General features: G+C 33.2%; 7 protein-coding genes and 1 pseudogene. 2 read left to right on the top strand and 6 right to left on the bottom strand.

What is annotated here, in order from left to right; all coding sequences use genetic code 11:
- Window positions 1-66: 66 nt before the first annotated feature.
- Window positions 67-2,775: a preprotein translocase subunit SecA gene (gene secA, locus GIY03_RS01925; protein ID WP_457913462.1), complete on the top strand. Its 2,709-nt coding sequence runs from the start codon at window positions 67-69 to the stop codon at window positions 2,773-2,775.
- Between the two features lie 3,907 nt (window positions 2,776-6,682).
- Here secA and GIY03_RS01920 read toward each other — a convergent pair.
- The 3 genes from GIY03_RS01920 to gmk all read right to left on the bottom strand — a co-directional run bounded on the left by GIY03_RS01920 (window position 6,683) and on the right by gmk (window position 8,067).
- Complete coding sequence (locus tag GIY03_RS01920; RefSeq protein WP_457913972.1) at window positions 6,683-6,814, bottom strand: hypothetical protein; 132 nt, start codon at window positions 6,812-6,814, stop codon at window positions 6,683-6,685.
- 327 nt (window positions 6,815-7,141) lie between these two features.
- Window positions 7,142-7,393, bottom strand: a complete 252-nt coding sequence (gene rpoZ / locus GIY03_RS01915; protein WP_457913461.1) for a DNA-directed RNA polymerase subunit omega — start codon at window positions 7,391-7,393, stop codon at window positions 7,142-7,144.
- Window positions 7,394-7,443: 50 nt separating this feature from the next.
- A complete protein-coding gene (gene gmk, locus GIY03_RS01910; protein WP_457913460.1) occupies window positions 7,444-8,067 on the bottom strand; it encodes a guanylate kinase in 624 nt (207 codons plus the stop codon).
- A gap of 2,930 nt (window positions 8,068-10,997) precedes the next feature.
- On the opposite strand from gmk, the gene tmaR reads away from it, so the two are divergent.
- Complete coding sequence (gene tmaR / locus GIY03_RS01905) at window positions 10,998-11,321, top strand: PTS system regulator TmaR (RefSeq protein WP_457913459.1); 324 nt, start codon at window positions 10,998-11,000, stop codon at window positions 11,319-11,321.
- 3,633 nt (window positions 11,322-14,954) lie between these two features.
- Here tmaR and truB read toward each other — a convergent pair.
- From truB to infB, 3 genes and pseudogenes are all read right to left on the bottom strand, one after another.
- Entirely contained in the window at window positions 14,955-15,908 is a 954-nt protein-coding gene (gene truB / locus GIY03_RS01900) for a tRNA pseudouridine(55) synthase TruB (RefSeq protein WP_457913458.1), read from the bottom strand.
- The gene (rbfA, locus tag GIY03_RS01895; protein ID WP_457913457.1) at window positions 15,905-16,324 is read right to left on the bottom strand and encodes a 30S ribosome-binding factor RbfA; all 420 of its coding nucleotides are present in this window, start codon (window positions 16,322-16,324) and stop codon (window positions 15,905-15,907) included. Before rbfA ends, truB begins: the two co-directional genes overlap by 4 nt.
- Before the next feature lie 191 nt (window positions 16,325-16,515).
- Window positions 16,516-18,738: pseudogene (infB, locus tag GIY03_RS01890) on the bottom strand (translation initiation factor IF-2); the annotation flags it as partial.
- Between the last annotated feature and the right edge of the window lie 61 nt (window positions 18,739-18,799).

The raw sequence follows: 18,799 nt of genomic DNA, 5'->3' as shown, positions 1-18,799 counted from the left end.
AGCGCAAATACCTCACATAGTAAATAAACAGTTAATTTAGGTGATTATGATAGAGATATAATAATTATGTTATTAAAGTTATTTAAAAAAATTTTTAGTAGTCGTAACGGCTATAAAGTGCACCGCATGCTAAAAGTAGTGGAGCAGATTAATGATATGGAATCGGACATAGAAAAACTGTCTAATAATGAACTGCAATCTAAAACTAATGCATTCCGCGCACGATTGAAAAAAGGCGAAATATTAGAAAATTTAATTCCAGAAGCGTTTTCTGTAGTGCGCGAAGCAAGTAAACGTATATTTTGTATGCGTCACTTCGATGTACAACTATTGGGTGGCATAGTACTTAACGATCACTGTATTGCTGAAATGCGTACTGGTGAAGGTAAAACCCTTACTGCTACACTTCCTGCCTATTTGAATGCTTTAACTGGTCACGGTGTTCATGTGGTGACTGTTAACGATTATTTAGCGAAACGTGACGCTGAAAAAAATAGACCATTATTTGAATTTCTTGGCTTAAGTATTGGTATTAATTTACCTGGCATGTCAATATCAGATAAACGTAAAGTTTATGCGGCAGATATTACCTACGGTACTAATAACGAATATGCCTTTGATTATTTACGTGATAATATGGCATTTAGCCGTGCGGAACGAGTTCAACGCATATTACATTATGCATTGGTAGATGAAGTCGATTCAATCTTGATTGACGAAGCACGCACCCCTCTTATTATTTCTGGGCCAGCTGAAGATAGCTCTGAAATGTATATAAAAGTTAACAAACTCATACCTAAATTAATTTGTCAGGAAAGAGAGGACTCTGATTCTTTTCAGGGCGAAGGTCATTTTTCAGTAGATGAAAAAGCACGTCAGGTATACCTAACTGAACGTGGATTAATTTTAATTGAAGAAATGCTACTAGCGGCTAATGTTATAGAAACAGGTGAATCACTGTACTCCTCGACTAACATTATTCTGATGCACCATGTTACTGCGGCGTTACGTGCACATATGTTGTTTAACCGTGATGTTGATTATATTGTTAAAAATGGGGAAGTCATTATTGTTGATGAACATACTGGACGCACCATGCATGGTCGTCGTTGGTCAGATGGTTTACACCAGGCGGTAGAAGCTAAAGAAGGTGTCGCAATAAAGAATGAAAACCAGACATTAGCCGCAATCACTTTTCAAAACTATTTCCGCCTGTACAAGAAATTAGCAGGTATGACTGGTACTGCTAATACAGAATCTTTTGAATTTAGCTCTACTTATAACCTAGAGACTATAGTAGTGCCAACGAACCGTCCCATGATCCGAAAAGATATGCCAGATTTGATTTACTTAACTGAAAGAGAAAAAATTAGTGCAATTATTCATGATATTCGCAAGCGTATTGTTAATGGCCAGCCAGTGCTTTTGGGAACTATCTCAATTGAGAAATCCGAGTTATTCTCTCGCGAACTAACTAAAGCAGGAATTGTTCATAAAGTATTAAACGCCAAGTTCCATGATATGGAAGCAGATATTATAGCGCAGGCTGGCCAAAGAGGGGCAGTGACAATCGCGACGAATATGGCAGGTCGCGGTACTGATATTGTATTAGGTGGTAATTGGCAGGCTGAGGTTGCTAAGTTGGAAAAACCAACTACAGAACAAATAAATCTTATAAAAGATGCCTGGAAAGTACGTCATAATGAAGTGCTGACAGCGGGTGGCCTGCATATTATTGGTACCGAGCGTCATGAATCACGACGTATTGATAACCAGTTGCGTGGTCGTTCTGGTCGTCAAGGTGACGCGGGTTCATCTCGTTTTTATCTATCCATGGAAGATACCTTAATGCGCATCTTTGCATCAGAGCGTGTGTCTAGTATGATGCGAAAATTAGGCATGAAAGAGGGCGAAGCGATCGAACACCCATGGGTAACACAAGCCATTGCTAAAGCCCAAGGAAAAGTAGAAAGCCGAAATTTTGATATCCGAAAGCAATTACTAGAATATGACGATGTCGCTAATGATCAGCGATGTGCCATCTACAGCCAGCGCAATGAACTATTAAGTGTACCAGATATTCGTGAAACTATTCTCAGTATTCATGAAGATGTGTTTTCAGGCGTTATTGATGACTATATTATGCCGAAATCTCTGGAAGAAGAATGGGATATTCAGGGGTTAAAGGAACATCTAAAAAATGATTTTGATCTAGAGGTTCCAATAGTTGTATGGCTTAACAAAGAGCCTCAGTTGTGCGCAGAAACCTTGCGTGAGCGTATCTTAGATAATGTTAAGGAACAATATGTACGTAAGGAAGATGTGGTTGATACAGAGATAATGAGGTGCTTTGAAAAGGACGTAATGCTAAAAACGTTAGATTCTCTATGGAAAGAACACTTAGCAGCGATGGATTATTTACGTCAGGGCATCCACCTGCGTGGTTACGCACAGAAAGATCCTAAACAAGAGTATAAGCGGGAATCATTCAAGATGTTTGCGATTATGCTAGAGTCTTTGAAATATGAAGTGATCAGCATTCTTAGTAAAATGCAAATAAAAGTGCCGACAGAAGTATCAATGCTTAAACAACAATGTCAGGGAAAAATTAGATATTTAACACAACAGAAAGGGCTCGGATTGTATGGAAAGGAAACGTCGGTGACGAATGTTGCTAATGCAGCGATAATCAGTGACCGTAAAGTCGGTCGTAATGATCCTTGTCCGTGTAACTCTGGTAAAAAATTTAAACAATGCCATGGTTCTTTGCATTAATAACTTGCTTTCTAAGTTACTAGAGTAACTATCTAAGTAAAAGACATTGTTTTACTTGAAATATCTATTTGTTCAATGTACTGCAAGTTAAAAGAATAAAAAATCAATATCTTAACAGTACACTGAAACCTAAATAAGTTAAGGTAACAATAAAGTATATATAATATAAAGTATATCTATAATGAATACTGCATAAAAAGTCATTTAATAAGTAACACATCAATTATTGCATGTGCATGCGAAATAGTTAAAACGATAGTTGATTAGCTAAATACTTATACGAAGCATTTGAGCCCATAAATATTAACTATTCAGTTATTAAATTAAGTAAGTAGCTTTCATGTCGAGAAAGGACGGATAAACAGGTAACATCGTAGAAATTATAATGAATTTCTAAATAGATTAGAACAGGGTTACAACAGAAGCAATAAATTTTGCAAAGGGAAGTGCAATACTAAACAGTGAGTGTTTTCTTAATATTAGAACTATATTTTGTTTTTATAATAAATAAATATAAGGTAAAATACCAAATAATATCATTATTATAAGATTCACTACGCATGGAAGTGGCTAGCTAATTGCGTTATCAGGTAAATCCTTTAAGATATTAAATATACCAGTCAGGTAAGGCTTGAATAAAAGAGTAAAGCATTAAAATAACTTTTATTATATATCATACAACTCGTAATAACCTCATATCGACAGATTAATTCTACGTATTGGTTGGCCTAGCTAGGCAACCAAATCGTTGATAGCTATCTGTATATCAGGAAATGCACTCCAATTCAAATAAAGAGATATTTAACTGGTAAAATCTAGGATTTTTTTATTCTTCAAAATTTAATAACACACTAGATTAGAGCTACTATAACAATCTTAGATATATATAACTCGATATGTATTAGATTTACGTAATAATGGTGTTCGATTTTTCGAAATTTTCAGATAAATTCCTTCAAATTTACTTGACTGCATGTCAAGTAGAAAAGATTTCGAGAGCAATGTTGGCTGTTGAAACATCTTAATGTGAATTTTTATAAAGGTTATTTTAGTTTATTGCAGGAGATTCACTCAATCTAATGTTCTGTATTATCTATAATGTATTATGTATCTTATGTAATACCTTGAAGTTACATTGAACAATACTGTGTCAAAAAGCGTATGACATTTCCAATGGGATGTACTTGATAAAATCAAGTTATACTTATGGTTCAGTTTTATGTGTAATTTTAACAAATTTTATTAGTGTTATATTTTGTTGTTGGAAGGCAGAGGATAAGGTATAGTATGTATGTTATTGCTTAATTTTACTAGTTCTACTTATTGATGCTCGATCGCATAAGAGATTATATACGCTTTACATCGTTAAGTAAATATCATAAAGCATGATGAATAAGCACTGTATGATTGAGAATACAACGACTATCAATCGCTTAATAAACTTCAGCTATGTGTATATTACTTAGATTTAGCGCGTCTTTATTTTCAAAAAACACTCTCTCTAATCTTTACCGTCTGCTTTTTAGTAAGTATTGCGTCATAGTATACCGGTTGTACTGCTACATTACATAAAACTAATACCATTTCATCAGTACTATCTATATGTTTGTCTTATTGAGTGTTTTCTATGTTTCTATAGATATTTTATATTTGCGTGTTGTAGCGATATGCGATATCAGATTTTTTTGGATATAATGGAAGCTTTTATGCTGCAGTTATTAAGTTTCACCTAAAATAATAAAGCGTTATAATCATACTTAATAAATTTACTTAAAAATGATCTGCATGGTTAAAACTTTTTAGATAACTATTTAACTCTAAGTACTGTAGCAAGTTCATATAGTTATTAGAACCTATATTTTAGACTCACCTTTATGAGCTAGTAAGTAACTGATACTCTGTTTTATAGAAACCTCAGATAACTACAGACCCTAAGTTATTCATCAGATTTCCTTACCCTTCCGACGTAAGCAATATAACTGTTATATCATTGTATATGCTCCTATTATAACATCTTAGACATAAGAGTTGTCATGCTCTGTATTTTATTGACGATTTTAGTTAATAGAATTGTAATTGCAATGAGGCTTTTTGATAAAAAAGCCATTTTAATGAGTACAAGCATCTAAAAGTTTTAGCGAAGCATAAAATCTTCACTGAGATCTGCCAGTTTAAATGTGTAATTAGATATCTATAGCAACGAGAGTAACGCCAGAGATATTGTTTGCTCGTGTACATGCGTGTGTTATACGAAATATTATGAGCGGCATCTGTCACGTGGTATATTCCACTCATCTGAACATACCGTGGTAACTTGTAAGCATTAATTTGATTTCGGTAAACTTTTATAATATTTAGAATAATATGGGTTTACGTGTAATATGTGTTAAATGCACAGGATTTATAATAGTGTATAAATAAAAATGCTATACATTCAATGGTCTGTGTGCTTGGTATTTAGATGTTTTATATCAGACAAGGATGTATGTATAACAGTTATAAGTGCAGCAGTTTCTTTTTTTAATTAGTATATGTATCAATTTTAATCTCAGCAAGAAATTTTTAATCGATCTCCTACCTCCACTTAACTGGCATACATTACGCAAGTTGTTTTGGTGATTCATAGTACTGTAATAGTATGTATGGCGAATTAATAGTTCTTTGTTTAGTTTGACGTCAGCATAGATAGCTCGCGAACACTAGGATAATAGAGTCATAGAGATTAGGTTAATAGTTTTAGTTGCCTGTTTTATAACATTGCATAGGGGAGGGTATCTGTTAGAAAAATTATTTAGTATTTTAAGCGTGATGTGCTTTTCCTTGTTTTAGATTAGTTTCTTGGGGAAACTCGGTCAGCTTATAACCATTATTTAATATATAATTTAGTAGATTAGATAGAGGTTAATAGAATTATTGTGCTTGAAGAAGTGGTGCAGCATTTGGCGGTTTTCCGCGTACTTTTAAGCTAAGAATGCAAGTGATTTGGTCAGGATTTGATCACGTTTGTGTTAGAAGGGTGACTCTACTATCTGACTACTAGTTTGTGATTGTGATAACGCGACATATCTTAAGAATTTGCGAGTTTCCATAGAGGAACGGTCAAAATCATATATACTGCGCGTGAACAATCAATTAGTATAGCCCAAAAGAGTAATTCGATGATATGGTTTGTGAAGGTGAAAACGTATATTTTCTGAGTATAGACGAGAATTTACACTCCCAATACATTTAACTATATTACTAGTATGTTTTATTTAGATTCGTCGGGTTTTTCATCCAATATTATGCCCGGATTTATGTTGTAGTGCTAATTTTTTGTATTTTTTTATAAGCCAGTATGCAGAAACTTTCACTGTAGCCATATGATTCATCTTTTCAGTCTGAATTTACACCTTAATCAGTATACGATAAAGGTCGATCAGTCATGTATGGCAGTAACTATTGGTATTAGAATGGAGAGATAGCTTTAAAAGCGCATAGGCTATCGTTTTTTATAAGTCATGAACTTACCTGAGCACGTTGTAGTAGATATCTATCTTTTAGAGTCACTCGAAACTTATAGATATCTATAATTGAATGTAAACATTGTTTTTAAGATGTATGAAGGTAGATGGAATCTAGATATTTTCATCTGATAATATAACAAAATATCTACTTTAGTTAATTGTTCTTTAACATCGGGATGTTTAGCGTCTTTTTATGATGACTTTTGCGGGTTTTGCTATCTTTTAAATTATGAGATCGCGATTAACACAGATTGCTGGAAGACTTAAAGCCTACTAGCTTGGTTTGTAAATAGTGAATACTGAATTGACGCGCCAACGGACTGTAGATCTATAACGTTTGGCGTGCAACGTATCTGTTTTCAGATTGAAATAATCTAAGAGTACATGTCTTATACATACGTTTAGACTAGCTTAACTAGTAAAACACGTATATCCTCAATAATCGCTATGCTCATCTTGAAGAAGTTTTTAACTTGCGCTTCTTTCTTATCTTGAAATGTTAGCGCTTCAAGCTTTATAACGTTTTCAACAATCTCGGTAACATTATGAAAAGAGCTATTTCATCTCTTAATATTACGGTAGGGTATCTGCGAAAATATCAGGTGGTAAAGCAGTCATTGGTGTTTCATGGTCAAGACAAATTTTGGTAGAACCTAAGAACTATCGTAACTAGGTGAGCCTGATAGTCTCACTACACTGAGACGTGTTGGCTGTGAATAAACATCGCGCGCAACGAGTAGGCCTGTTTAAGAAGTCTTATCTCCGCTTTAGGTAGATAAAGTTGAATAAGCAGTTATAGATTCAGTAGCCGATACCAGAAACATGATTAGTGTAATTAACAATGATCTTTAGATATTATGTTAATCGTTTTGATTCTCAATAATTACCTGTTCTTTTTGTTCTTGACGTGCATATAAATCTAGAATTTGGGTAGTAATTAAACCTTTTTCAATCTCACGTAGTGCAATAACGGTATACTTATCATTTTCGTTGGGAACTAATGTATTTTTTCCACCTGTTTGAATTTGACGTGCCCGACGAGCAGCAACTAATACTAGGTCAAAACGATTACCAATTTTTTCGACTGCTTCTTGAACAGTGACACGTGCCATATTTTACTCCATAGGTAATAAATATAGGAAATATAATACTAAAACTATTTTTAGTCTAGTAGTAGTTTACTAATTAACGTATCATTCCATAATAATTGATGATTTAAACGCAGGCGTTCGGCGTGAATAATAGTTTTTAAATCAGATAATGCTGTATCAAAATTATCGTTCAAAATTAAATAATCATACTCTGTGTAATGTATCAGTTCAGATAAAGATTGATTCATGCGTCCGGCGATTACCTCTTCGGTATCTTGCTTACGACCGCGAAGGCGGCAACTTAATTCTTCTCTCGAAGGTGGTAGTATAAAGATACTACGGGCCTGTGGCATATTACTTCGGATTTTTTTCGCACCCTGCCAGTCAATATCTAGGAATACATCTACACCAGTTGATAACATTTGTGTAATGATAGCACGAGAAGTACCATAATAGTTCCCAAATACTTTAGCATGCTCAAGAAATGCATCTTGTATAATCATTTGATGGAATTCGTCGTGTGAGACGAAAAAATAATGCTCGCCATGATTCTCACCTGGACGACTAGTTCGCGTGGTATATGAGATAGAAACTTTCATAGAATACAGAGGGTTTGTTTTTAACAAAGCCTGAATTAGACTTGATTTACCTGTTCCACTAGGTGCGGAAATAATATAAAGAGTACCTTGAGCCATGATGAGGTTCGTCGAGAATGATTAGTATGCCAATATAAAACGAATATGTCTTTTTTGTAGTATACATCATTAATGTATCGGATGTGGTTTTAGTGCGAATATTATTCGTGTCTCGATAACACGACGTATCAATAGAATAGATCTGCGTGCTGCATGAGCAAGCCCCTATGGTTTGCTGCTAAATATTATTTTGTGTATTGCCATACAGGATGAATGATTTCAATACGAGTTATTAAAAATCAATAGACACAGGAAGTGAGTTTATCAGATTAGTTGTTTTTTTAGCGTGAGACAAGAGAATTCCTACATTATATACAGTTAGATTAATATATATGTCGAGGACATATAAGATCTAAATTAATAGCGTCTAATCTCGAGAACAGTCGAAGCAAGTCCGTATATCATCAGCATTGCCAACTATATATTAAACATTTTACCATACAGATAGTGAGGATGTATTCAAGGAATTTGATGTAGTTTAAAAAGTAAATATCTGAGTAACTATTAGGTAGAGAGACATATGGTGCTTTAGTTCGTTTGTCGACAATGATGGTGATTATATCAAGCATGTTTTTAGCTGAATTAACTAGCATGTTACTACTGACATTTATGGTAAAAAAACTGCATGGTATAATATACTCAGAAATATTAGGGATGCTGGGATAGCAGCATCCACGTATAACAGTTAATAAGATAAGCTAAAACATAACACTATGTAAAGATTGACTAATAAATAAATTTTCCGTTGAGTTTTAGGGTTTTCAATTGTTGTCTATTTTTTAATTTTCTAGAGGGATGTAAAAATCAAGTATTTTGCATCGTTACATTGAGCGATTATATTGCTATATTTAATGTCTATGTCTAAAAGACTGTAGATATATCGTATAATGCTATTGTCTAATTTAGTATTAATGAGCTACTGTTATTAGCATTATCTAGTTTAATTACATTATATATATGATATATAATCAGTTTTGTTAAGTTATTTTAACTGTCTTTTTATTTTTTGTGTTTCTTCGTTGTTATATATTATAATATAACATTATAGTTTATTGACTCCCTCCTTAGCGACTTTATCTATTTGAGTGGAACGTTTTTTATTATGTTTATAATGACAGTAACCGTAATCTTATAGGCGTCATTAGATAGTGTTATTATATAAGCGATTAACATTAATAAAAGAATTTGATTTATTCTACATACTCGAATGATCAGGTAAAATCAATAAAACAGAGCTACGTAAACTGATTAATTTATAATCAGTTTTGGTGCAACGTTAAAACAATGATCGTTTATATGCAAGAAAGATCAGCGAGTTGATTTTTAATTTTGTAAATATATGATTGTCATAGTTATCATGCTCAGTATCAAAGTTATTTAACTACTTACTCACAGCTTAAGTAGGTATGTCGGTGATACTGTGCGTTGCAGATGTATTAGTTTTGTCTTACTACAATTGGAATAGTGAGTATTCCTTTGGGTCTACTTAGCTTTATCTAATGCATCTGCAGACAGCATCACACATAATCAAAGATCACAAGACATTATATAGAATGTCTTCAGGATTCTTCAGAATTGACTTCAGGTTGACTATAGTACTGGTAAGGAAAAATGTCGTTTCCCGTTGTTTTAAATTAATAAAATATACATTGATTTTCGTATCAAATGACCATACGTCCTAGACGACAGTGTAATTGATTTATTAGTTTTACAGTAGCCCGTGATTACTGATAAATATATTTACGTGCTTCAAATAACTATTTAAACTTAGTGGTTAGCCTAATCTAATATTTATAGGTGGTTTACTACTGTATTTGTTAATGCATACCTATAAATTGTTGGATACAATAGTTTATATGAATAAGGTAGGATTTTAAGGAATATTTATCGTTATTTTTGATATTAAGGTTACTAAGTAATTTTAGTGATCTATATATAAAAAATTCAATACTCCATTTTATCGTTATGCTATACATTTAATATTTGTCTGAAGAATTATTATTAATCGCATTACCAGACTTATTAGTCTATATACTATATATATTGTTTAAATACTCCCTGAATCTACGCTTAAATTGCAATAATTTTGCAAATATCGTGTTTATTATCATTTATATTGCTGCAGGCAGTATGCCGATAACTAGATAGAGAAAAAAGTAAAAAAACACAGGTGATAACCAGTGAACCAGTCTGAGTGCATAAGTAAGCAACACGCAAACCATGCAAACAAAATAAAAGATTAGATCTGATAGAATTGCATTCTACTTTTATACAGTGACATAAGATTTTAGTATAGCTGCTTTACTGAAATCTTTACGGAAAAGTGCCGTTCTGCTTATCTCACGCCAGTACTAAACTTATTTACTCTTACATACAACCTTAAAGTTTTTTAAATATCTTTTAATTCTTAATATCCTAAAGCAATTAAAAAACATCTATACAAAAATACTGGTACATTCTATACGATCATCGCATAATAACAAATGCACTACCACTAGGTAACTATCGTAATGGCAATTAGATAGATTTATTCTTTAGGAATACACCAAGAGATTTTGTATAATAAAAGATTATTGGTGCCGTATCAAACGTATCTGGATAAAATAATTATTTATATCAATGTATTGCAATGACTTTTCCGTAAGTAATTCAGTGAAGAGAGCAATATCAGTGAATAGATAAAATACATATGTAAAGGTTTAAAATTATTATTATATCCAATGCAATACATTAAGTTAGGTAAAATTTAAATATCTTTCTAGGTAATTATAAATATAACTCTTGGTTCATTGGTTTTAAACCAAGAAAATCTATGTTTACTATATTATATAAAAGGTATAGAAATACGTATAATCATTTAATTCACGCACTTTGTAAGAAGAAGCACATATTAAGATTTTTTAGTATATACTTCGATTAAAGGTATAAATATGGATAATATAAATAAACCAAGTTTTCAAACAGTCTTAGAATTTGTACGTCTGTTTCGACGAAAAAATAAATTGCAACGCGAAATTATTGATAACGAAAAGAAGGTACGTGATAATCAAAAGCGTGTACTGTTACTTAAAAATCTGAGTGAATATATTAAGTCTGGCATGAATATAAATGTTAACGACATTCAGGCTATTATCGCTAATATGCGTGGTGACTATGAAGAACGCATTGATGATTATATCATAAAAAATGCTGATTTATCAAAAGAGCGTCGCGAATTGTCTAGAAAACTAAAAACGATGGGCGAAGCAGAGTAATATGTACTGTTAGGTTAAATTACATTCTTGATTGACTTACACTTGTTTTTATGAGGATAAGTTGCACACCTAGGTAAGAAAAGGAAAAGATCACACTTTTATCACAGGAATTGCGATAAACATTACATAACTTAACAACAGGTATCGTATTACTTTCTAAAAAAGATGCAAATGGTTAACATAATTACTTAGGTTGTGCGTCCTTTGTAAGTTTTTTAAAGATTAGTATATCATTGCGCACAAACATACTAGATACTGATTATAAAAAATAAAAATTCTATCATTCATTCTATCATGATAGAATCATAAAATGTATAAACTATTTTATAAAGCATTTCTTGCGAATTTACTAAGCAGTCAAAGTTGTTTTATAAATAGTGAAATATCTAATATTTTTAAGATACAATAATGTATTAGAATCGTTGTTCTAAAGAATCAGAGATAGTTACCATCTGAATAAATAAGGTAACAAAATAGAGATTCATGGTATTAAACAACACCTCTAAATTTAGACGCTAGAAATAACTTAATTTTAATGTTTATTAAATATTCATCTGATATAAGAACACAGTTAATATATAACAGAATTTCTTTATGGAAAGATCTAAGATTCTTAAATAAAGCGTTTAGTTGTACGTGCATAAATGCTATAGATCTATTGAACTTCCATGATACAGTCATCCTATGCATCTAGAATATATATGCGATGAACAGTAAACTATCACCCATCTTTATTGCAATCTTCAAGAGTTCATTCATATTGCGATTTAGCTAACTTTTTGAAGTAAAAAACGCATGCAATTTTACCATAGGTACTATTGTTTATAGTTTTATATAATCTCTCTATCTAGTTATTATCTTAGCGGTTACCTAGTGGTAGTGCATTTATTATTATGCGATGATCGTATAGAATGTACCAGTATTTTTGTATAGATGTTTTTTAATTGCTTTAGGATATTAAGAATTAAAAGATATTTAAAAAACTTTAAGGTTGTATGTAAGAGTAAATAAGTTTAGTACTGGCGTGAGATAAGCAGAACGGCACTTTTCCGTAAAGATTTCAGTAAAGCAGCTATACTAAAATCTTATGTCACTGTATAAAAGTAGAATGCAATTCTATCAGATCTAATCTTTTATTTTGTTTGCATGGTTTGCGTGTTGCTTACTTATGCACTCAGACTGGTTCACTGGTTATCACCTGTGTTTTTTTACTTTTTTCTCTATCTAGTTATCGGCATACTGCCTGCAGCAATATAAATGATAATAAATACGATATTTGCAAAATTATTGCAATTTAAGCGTAGATTCAGGGAGTATTTAAACAATATATATAGTATATAGACTAATAAGTCTGGTAATGCTATTAATAATAATTCTTCAGACAAATATTAAATGTATAGCATAACGATAAAATGGAGTATTGAATTTTTTATATATAGATCATTAAAATCGCTGGATCACTTTAATGTCATAGTATGATAGGTATTTTTTTAGAATTGTCTCTGCTGATTTATGCATATAAGATTAATGATAGATTAATTTTGCCGTGTCAAATTTTGCAATAATAGTGAACACTTTAATTGGTAGGGTAGCCATCAAAATCTTTAAAAGAAGTATGCTGTTTCGACTGCAAAGGTTAGTTTTAGTGTGTCATTACACCTGTTATAAACCGCGGCTTTATATACAACATTCAGTATAACAAATACTAATACGTAGTATTATTTGTATATATTGTATCTACAGAATGATCTGATTCAGATTCATCGATCTATATTCGCGCTATTCAGCATTCGCGCTATTCAGCGCTAAGCAGATATCAGAGAGTGAGAAAGCTTGATGTTTATTCTGTTTTTCTGCTTAGTTGTCTAAATAGACATATAACTGACGTATTACATATTAAAAATATTGCTGTAGTAGATTTTACTAAACGGGTATCAGTGAACGTTTATTACATACAATATACTGATAAATAATCATAGCATCGATATGTAGTTGGTTTTTAATGCTTTTATAAGTTAAAAGAGGTTTTAGCCTGTACGCTATGGCATACACAAAGTCCATTAAGAAGATGTAGTTGCTTTTAGAGTTTAAAGTAAGATAATCACAAAATTAATTGACTTGTTATTTAGTAGAGCTTTAAAAAAATTATCAGTAGTATTGTGTAAAATTTACCTAGCAAAATAAATAGGTTTATAGTGCTTAATACCCTGTTTGCGATACTTTACGACTTTCTGGCTTGTTAACGTTCATATACGTTAAGACTTGTTCTTGGAAGTTATATTTGGTGAGTCACGCACGAGTCTGGTATCTTAGAGTGATATTGCAACGCTAATGTATCAGAAAATCACTTAGTAATATTCAATTATCTAACTAACAAACTATCTACTAAATGATAGTTATCACATAGATATTTACTAACAATAAATTATTCATGATAAAGGATAGTATTATAAATAAACAAAAACGATAAAAATAAAGTGCTAAATGCGTTTTATTTTTTAATGTTCTAAATTATACACAATGAATTATAAGTAATAGATTTATTCTAACATAAGTTATTGATACTGCATTGCTTTTCTTACTTGAGTTGCTTAATTAGTAATTATATTAGGAACATTGCAGGTTATCTATAATGTAAGATTTTTAGTGAATGTACTATTTATTGATGTTCCCGACTCATTGCCTACCTGAGTGCTGTATTTCTGCAAATTTTACTATATTCTTTAGCATATAACAATTTAAATTAAGTTTATATAATGGTTGTTATTAATTGACAATAACATGTCAAGAAAAGGACTAGACTATTTCCTATACATTTTAAAAAAGTTAATCGCGATTTTTTCGTTTTTATGTGTATCTTTTAATGGCTTTATAATTACTTTTATACTTGCACTATAAGAGAAAAGATATTAAAAAAATACTTATGATTATTTTCTACTGCATATGAGTGAGCATGAAATAATCTTTGCATCAAAGAAGATAGATGGTTTTTCTTTATTAGATTAACATTCCGTGTTCGTATCAATACACATATTTTACTGTTACATATGTAATCATTAAAGGTTATTTTTCTTATTGTGAGGTTTATCCTTATCTTACTGATTATATATACGCTGATGGTTCGTCCTTATTTTAAACTTTTTATGTCTATAGCCTAGCATTTTGCTATATGCGGTTTTTTATTTTAAATATTATATTAAGAAAGCTAATGAATAGCATTGGCCGGTGATTTTTATCTCCTTTTATATAGATTTATATAAAGATTTTATGCTATTTTGGTATGTTTTAGTATACCAAAAGTTTTAATAATTAAAATTATTTAATCTCTATTGTCTAGAGAGAGCTGTTATTCTGCAGGTGTCCGATAATATCTTGAGCTCGAGTAGTCTAATAAAGAACGCATAGTTAAAGTTATTAAATGGAATATTAGTTTTTGTGAATTAAAAAATAGCTTTTATATGATTGCATCTCCTTGATTATAGAACGCTATAATGCAGTTGCTTTCACTTTTCTTAATACCTCACGTCAAATATAGTTTTGTAGTTATAAATAAGAAATTTTATAATAATACAGTTTATTTAATTATATAAGTTTCTAAGGATATCAGGTCAGCATAACATTCAATTTAGATAGTTAATTTAGAGTACTTTTATAATTTATGACTAGGCGCTGCGGTGCTAGAAGACCATTGTGTGCAACTACACCTATCCCAATAAAGTTGCGTTCTTTACCTTCCGTAATTCGTACTATACCAGGAGTTGGCATAGTAATAACCTGCACTATTCGGCCTTGTTTAATGTTGCTAGCTACGCTAGATGATAAATTTATTTCTGGGTAGTGATTAACTACACTATCTATCGGTATGAGCAATGGATCAATTAATTTATTTAGCGCAATCGTTTGGGCCTGTGCTTGTTCCAATAAAGCTTGTAGGTGTTGCAGCGTTACCATACGTTCAGTTGGATAAGGTGTTACGTGCAGGCGACGCAGGTAACTTACATGTGCACCACAGCCTAGTAGCTCTCCAAGATCATCAATGATCGTACGAATATAGGTACCTTTTGAGCAATAAATTTCTAACTCTAGTGTATCTTGTTCCCAATGAATAATCTGTAATTGATAAACGGTAATATGACGCGATTTACGTGGCACATTGATCCCTTTTCGAGCATATTCATAGAGTTTTTTTCCTTGATACTTGAGTGCTGAGTACATTGATGGTATTTGCTGAAGGTTGCCACGGAATTTATTTAGTGCTGCATTTAGTTGCGTTGAGGTGAAGTGTACTGGACGGTGTTTCACTACTTGACCAGTCGCATCAGAAGTATCGGTACGTTGACCTAGTTTAGCAATTACTCTATAGAGTTTATTGGAATTCAGTAAAAAACGTGAGAACTTCGTTGCTTCTCCGAAACAGATCGGAAGCATTCCAGTTGCTAGAGGATCAAGAGTGCCAGTATGACCCGCATGATTGGCATTATATAGCTGTTTTACTTTCTGTAAAGCACTGTTCGATGACAATCCTTCTGGTTTATCTAATAATAGTATACCGTGAATATCACGACCATAGCGACGAGGGCGACTCATGAGTTTTTCTTAGTATCGCTCATTAATACGCAATAGGGTTCTACATCATGGTTTATAGCATTATCTATAAGTTTGGAGATTCGTATACCTTCTACAAGTGAGTTGTCATAGGCGAAAGTTAGCTCTGGTATTATGCGCAAACGCATAGTTTTGCTTAGGATGGCACGAATATAGCTGGAAGCGTCCTGCAATATTTTAAGGCTATTGTTGATCAGATCTAGATCATGCTGTTCAGCTAATAAGTTTAAAAAGGTAATATAAATTTTAGCGTAGGTTAGGTCACGGGAAATTTTTATCCTAGATACCGTAGCAATGCTAATACGAGGATCGTTGATTTCATATTGTAAAATCATTGCAATTTTTTTTTGCATTTCTTTTTCAACGCGTTGACTGCGGCGGTTAAACTCTTTTGTCATTTAAAATTCTTAAGTTAAATTGGGGCGCAAAGATTTTTTTATTAATAGATAGTATCTAAACTACTTTAACTCATTTTTGTCGATATTCTTTGCTAACCCCAGTTGGTTTAACGGTTTATATTTTATAGCTCTAATGCATTACCTGCTTGCGATTATTTAAGTTCTGTTGCGTAATCAGAAACATACAGTTATTAAGTCAAGGTACGTTGAATTTCAATCATTTCAAATACTTCAATTGTATCACCAACACATATATCATTATAATTCTTCATGCTAATACCACATTCTATGCTATTACGTACTTCACTAACGTCATCCTTAAATCGACGTAGGGATTCTATTTTACCTTCATAGATAACTATCTGATTACGCAAAATACGAATAGGATTATGACGCTTAATTATTCCGTCAGCAACTATGCAACCGGCGATAGCACCAAATTTAGGTGATATAAAAACGTTGCGTACTACAGCCGATCCAGTAATCTGTTGTTTATACTCAGGTGCCAGCATGCCGCTCATTGCTTTTTTTACTTCATCAATTAAGGTATAGATTACTGAATAATAGTGTAAACTAAGGCCTTCTTCTTCAATGATGCGTCGAGAAGAGGCGTCAGCACGAACGTTAAAGCCTACCATAATAGCATTGCAGGAAGCTGCCAGCATAGCATCAGTCTCAGTGATGCTCCCTACACCGGAGCCTATAATATTTACCTTTACTTCATTGGTAGACAGCTTAAGTAACGCGTTTATGATGGCTTCACAAGTACCTTGTACATCAGATTTTAACACAATATTCAGTTCAGATTGTTCTCCTCTATTCATACTAGAGAATAGATTTTCTAATTTAGATTGTTGTTGACGCGCAAGTTTAACTTCGCGGAACTGTCCTTGACGATATAACGCCACTTCACGTGCTTTTTTCTCATCACGTACGACATTAGCTGCATCACCCGCTAATGGAATCCCAGATAAACCAAGGATTTCTACTGGTATAGATGGGCCAGCAGACATCACATCATGGCCTCGCTCATTGCGCATCGCACGTACTCGGCCGTATTCAAAACCACACAGTACAATGTCACCCTTATTTAGTGTGCCTTCCTGAATTAGGATAGTTGCCACAGGGCCACGGCCTTTGTCTAGGAAAGATTCGATCACCACACCGCTGGCCATTCCATTGCGAACAGCTTTTAGCTCGAGGAGTTCAGCCTGTAATAGGATTGCATGCAGTAATGCGTTAATACCGATACCAGATTTTGCAGAAACATGGACAATTTGTACTTCACCTCCCCACTCTTCTGGCATTACGCCGTGCTGGGATAGTTCTTTTTTGACGCGTTCTGCATCGGCTGCTGGTTTATCTATTTTATTTACTGCAATTACTAAGGGTACCTTTGCCGCTTTCGCGTGCTGAATAGCTTCGATCGTTTGTGGCATTACAGCATCATCAGCAGCAACCACGAGTACTACAATATCAGTTACTTGTGTACCACGAGCTCGCATAGAAGTAAAGGCTGCATGGCCTGGAGTATCAAGGAAAGTAATCATGCCATGATTCGTTTCCACGTGGTAAGCACCGATGTGTTGGGTAATACCGCCAACTTCACTCGCTGCTACTCTAGTAGAGCGAATGTAGTCTAATACTGAAGTTTTACCATGATCAACATGACCCATGATAGTCACTACTGGTGCACGTGATTCCGCTAAATCACCGGTATCACGATCACTCATCAACGCCTCTTCTAACTCATTTGCACGACGTAGGATGACTTTATGGCCCATTTCTTCAGCTACCAATTGTGCGGTATCTTGATCGATAATCTGATTGATAGTGGTTATTGTACCCAATTGCATCATAATTTTTATAACTTGAGAGCTTTTCACTGCCATTTTATTAGCTAATTCAGCCACGGTAATAGTATTGCTAATAATGACGTCACGATTAATTACTTGAGCTGGTTTATTGAAAGATTGTTGCAAACTACTCGGTTTTTTCTTGCTTTTTCCGCTACGCATTACAGCACGGGCTTCTTCACGATCTGCTTTAGATTCAAACAGCTTATTACCTTTCTTTTTTTTAGTTATTTTACTACTGCGATTGCGGTTGCGTCGATCGCTTTCAACTTTAGCATCGTTTTCATCTTCAGCTGCTCTGGCATGCTGAGACGTGGTTATATGGTAATCTGCTTTTTCAACTACAGCACTAGCTGCTTCAGCTTCAGCCCATTTCTCACGGTTTTCTTCAGCCATACGGCGTGCTTCTTCTGCTACGCGCTTGGCTTCTTCTTTAACCTTTCTTAGTACTTCTTCTTCCGATTTACGTTTAAGTGCAGCTGTTTCAGTTGCCCAACGAGATTTTTCTGCTTGAGATGTCTTAATGATTACGCGAGCATACTGATTAGTCGCTATCTCTGTACGTGCTACAATATCCTTGGTATTTTTTGTAGTCTCATATGGAACTTTCTCTTCAGCC

This window comes from Candidatus Gillettellia adelgis (assembly GCA_020541285.1).
Classification (GTDB): Bacteria; Pseudomonadota; Gammaproteobacteria; order Enterobacterales; family Enterobacteriaceae; genus Gillettellia; species Gillettellia adelgis.
Note: the sequence above shows the minus strand (reverse complement) of the source record. Positions and strands in the feature narration are given on the sequence as shown.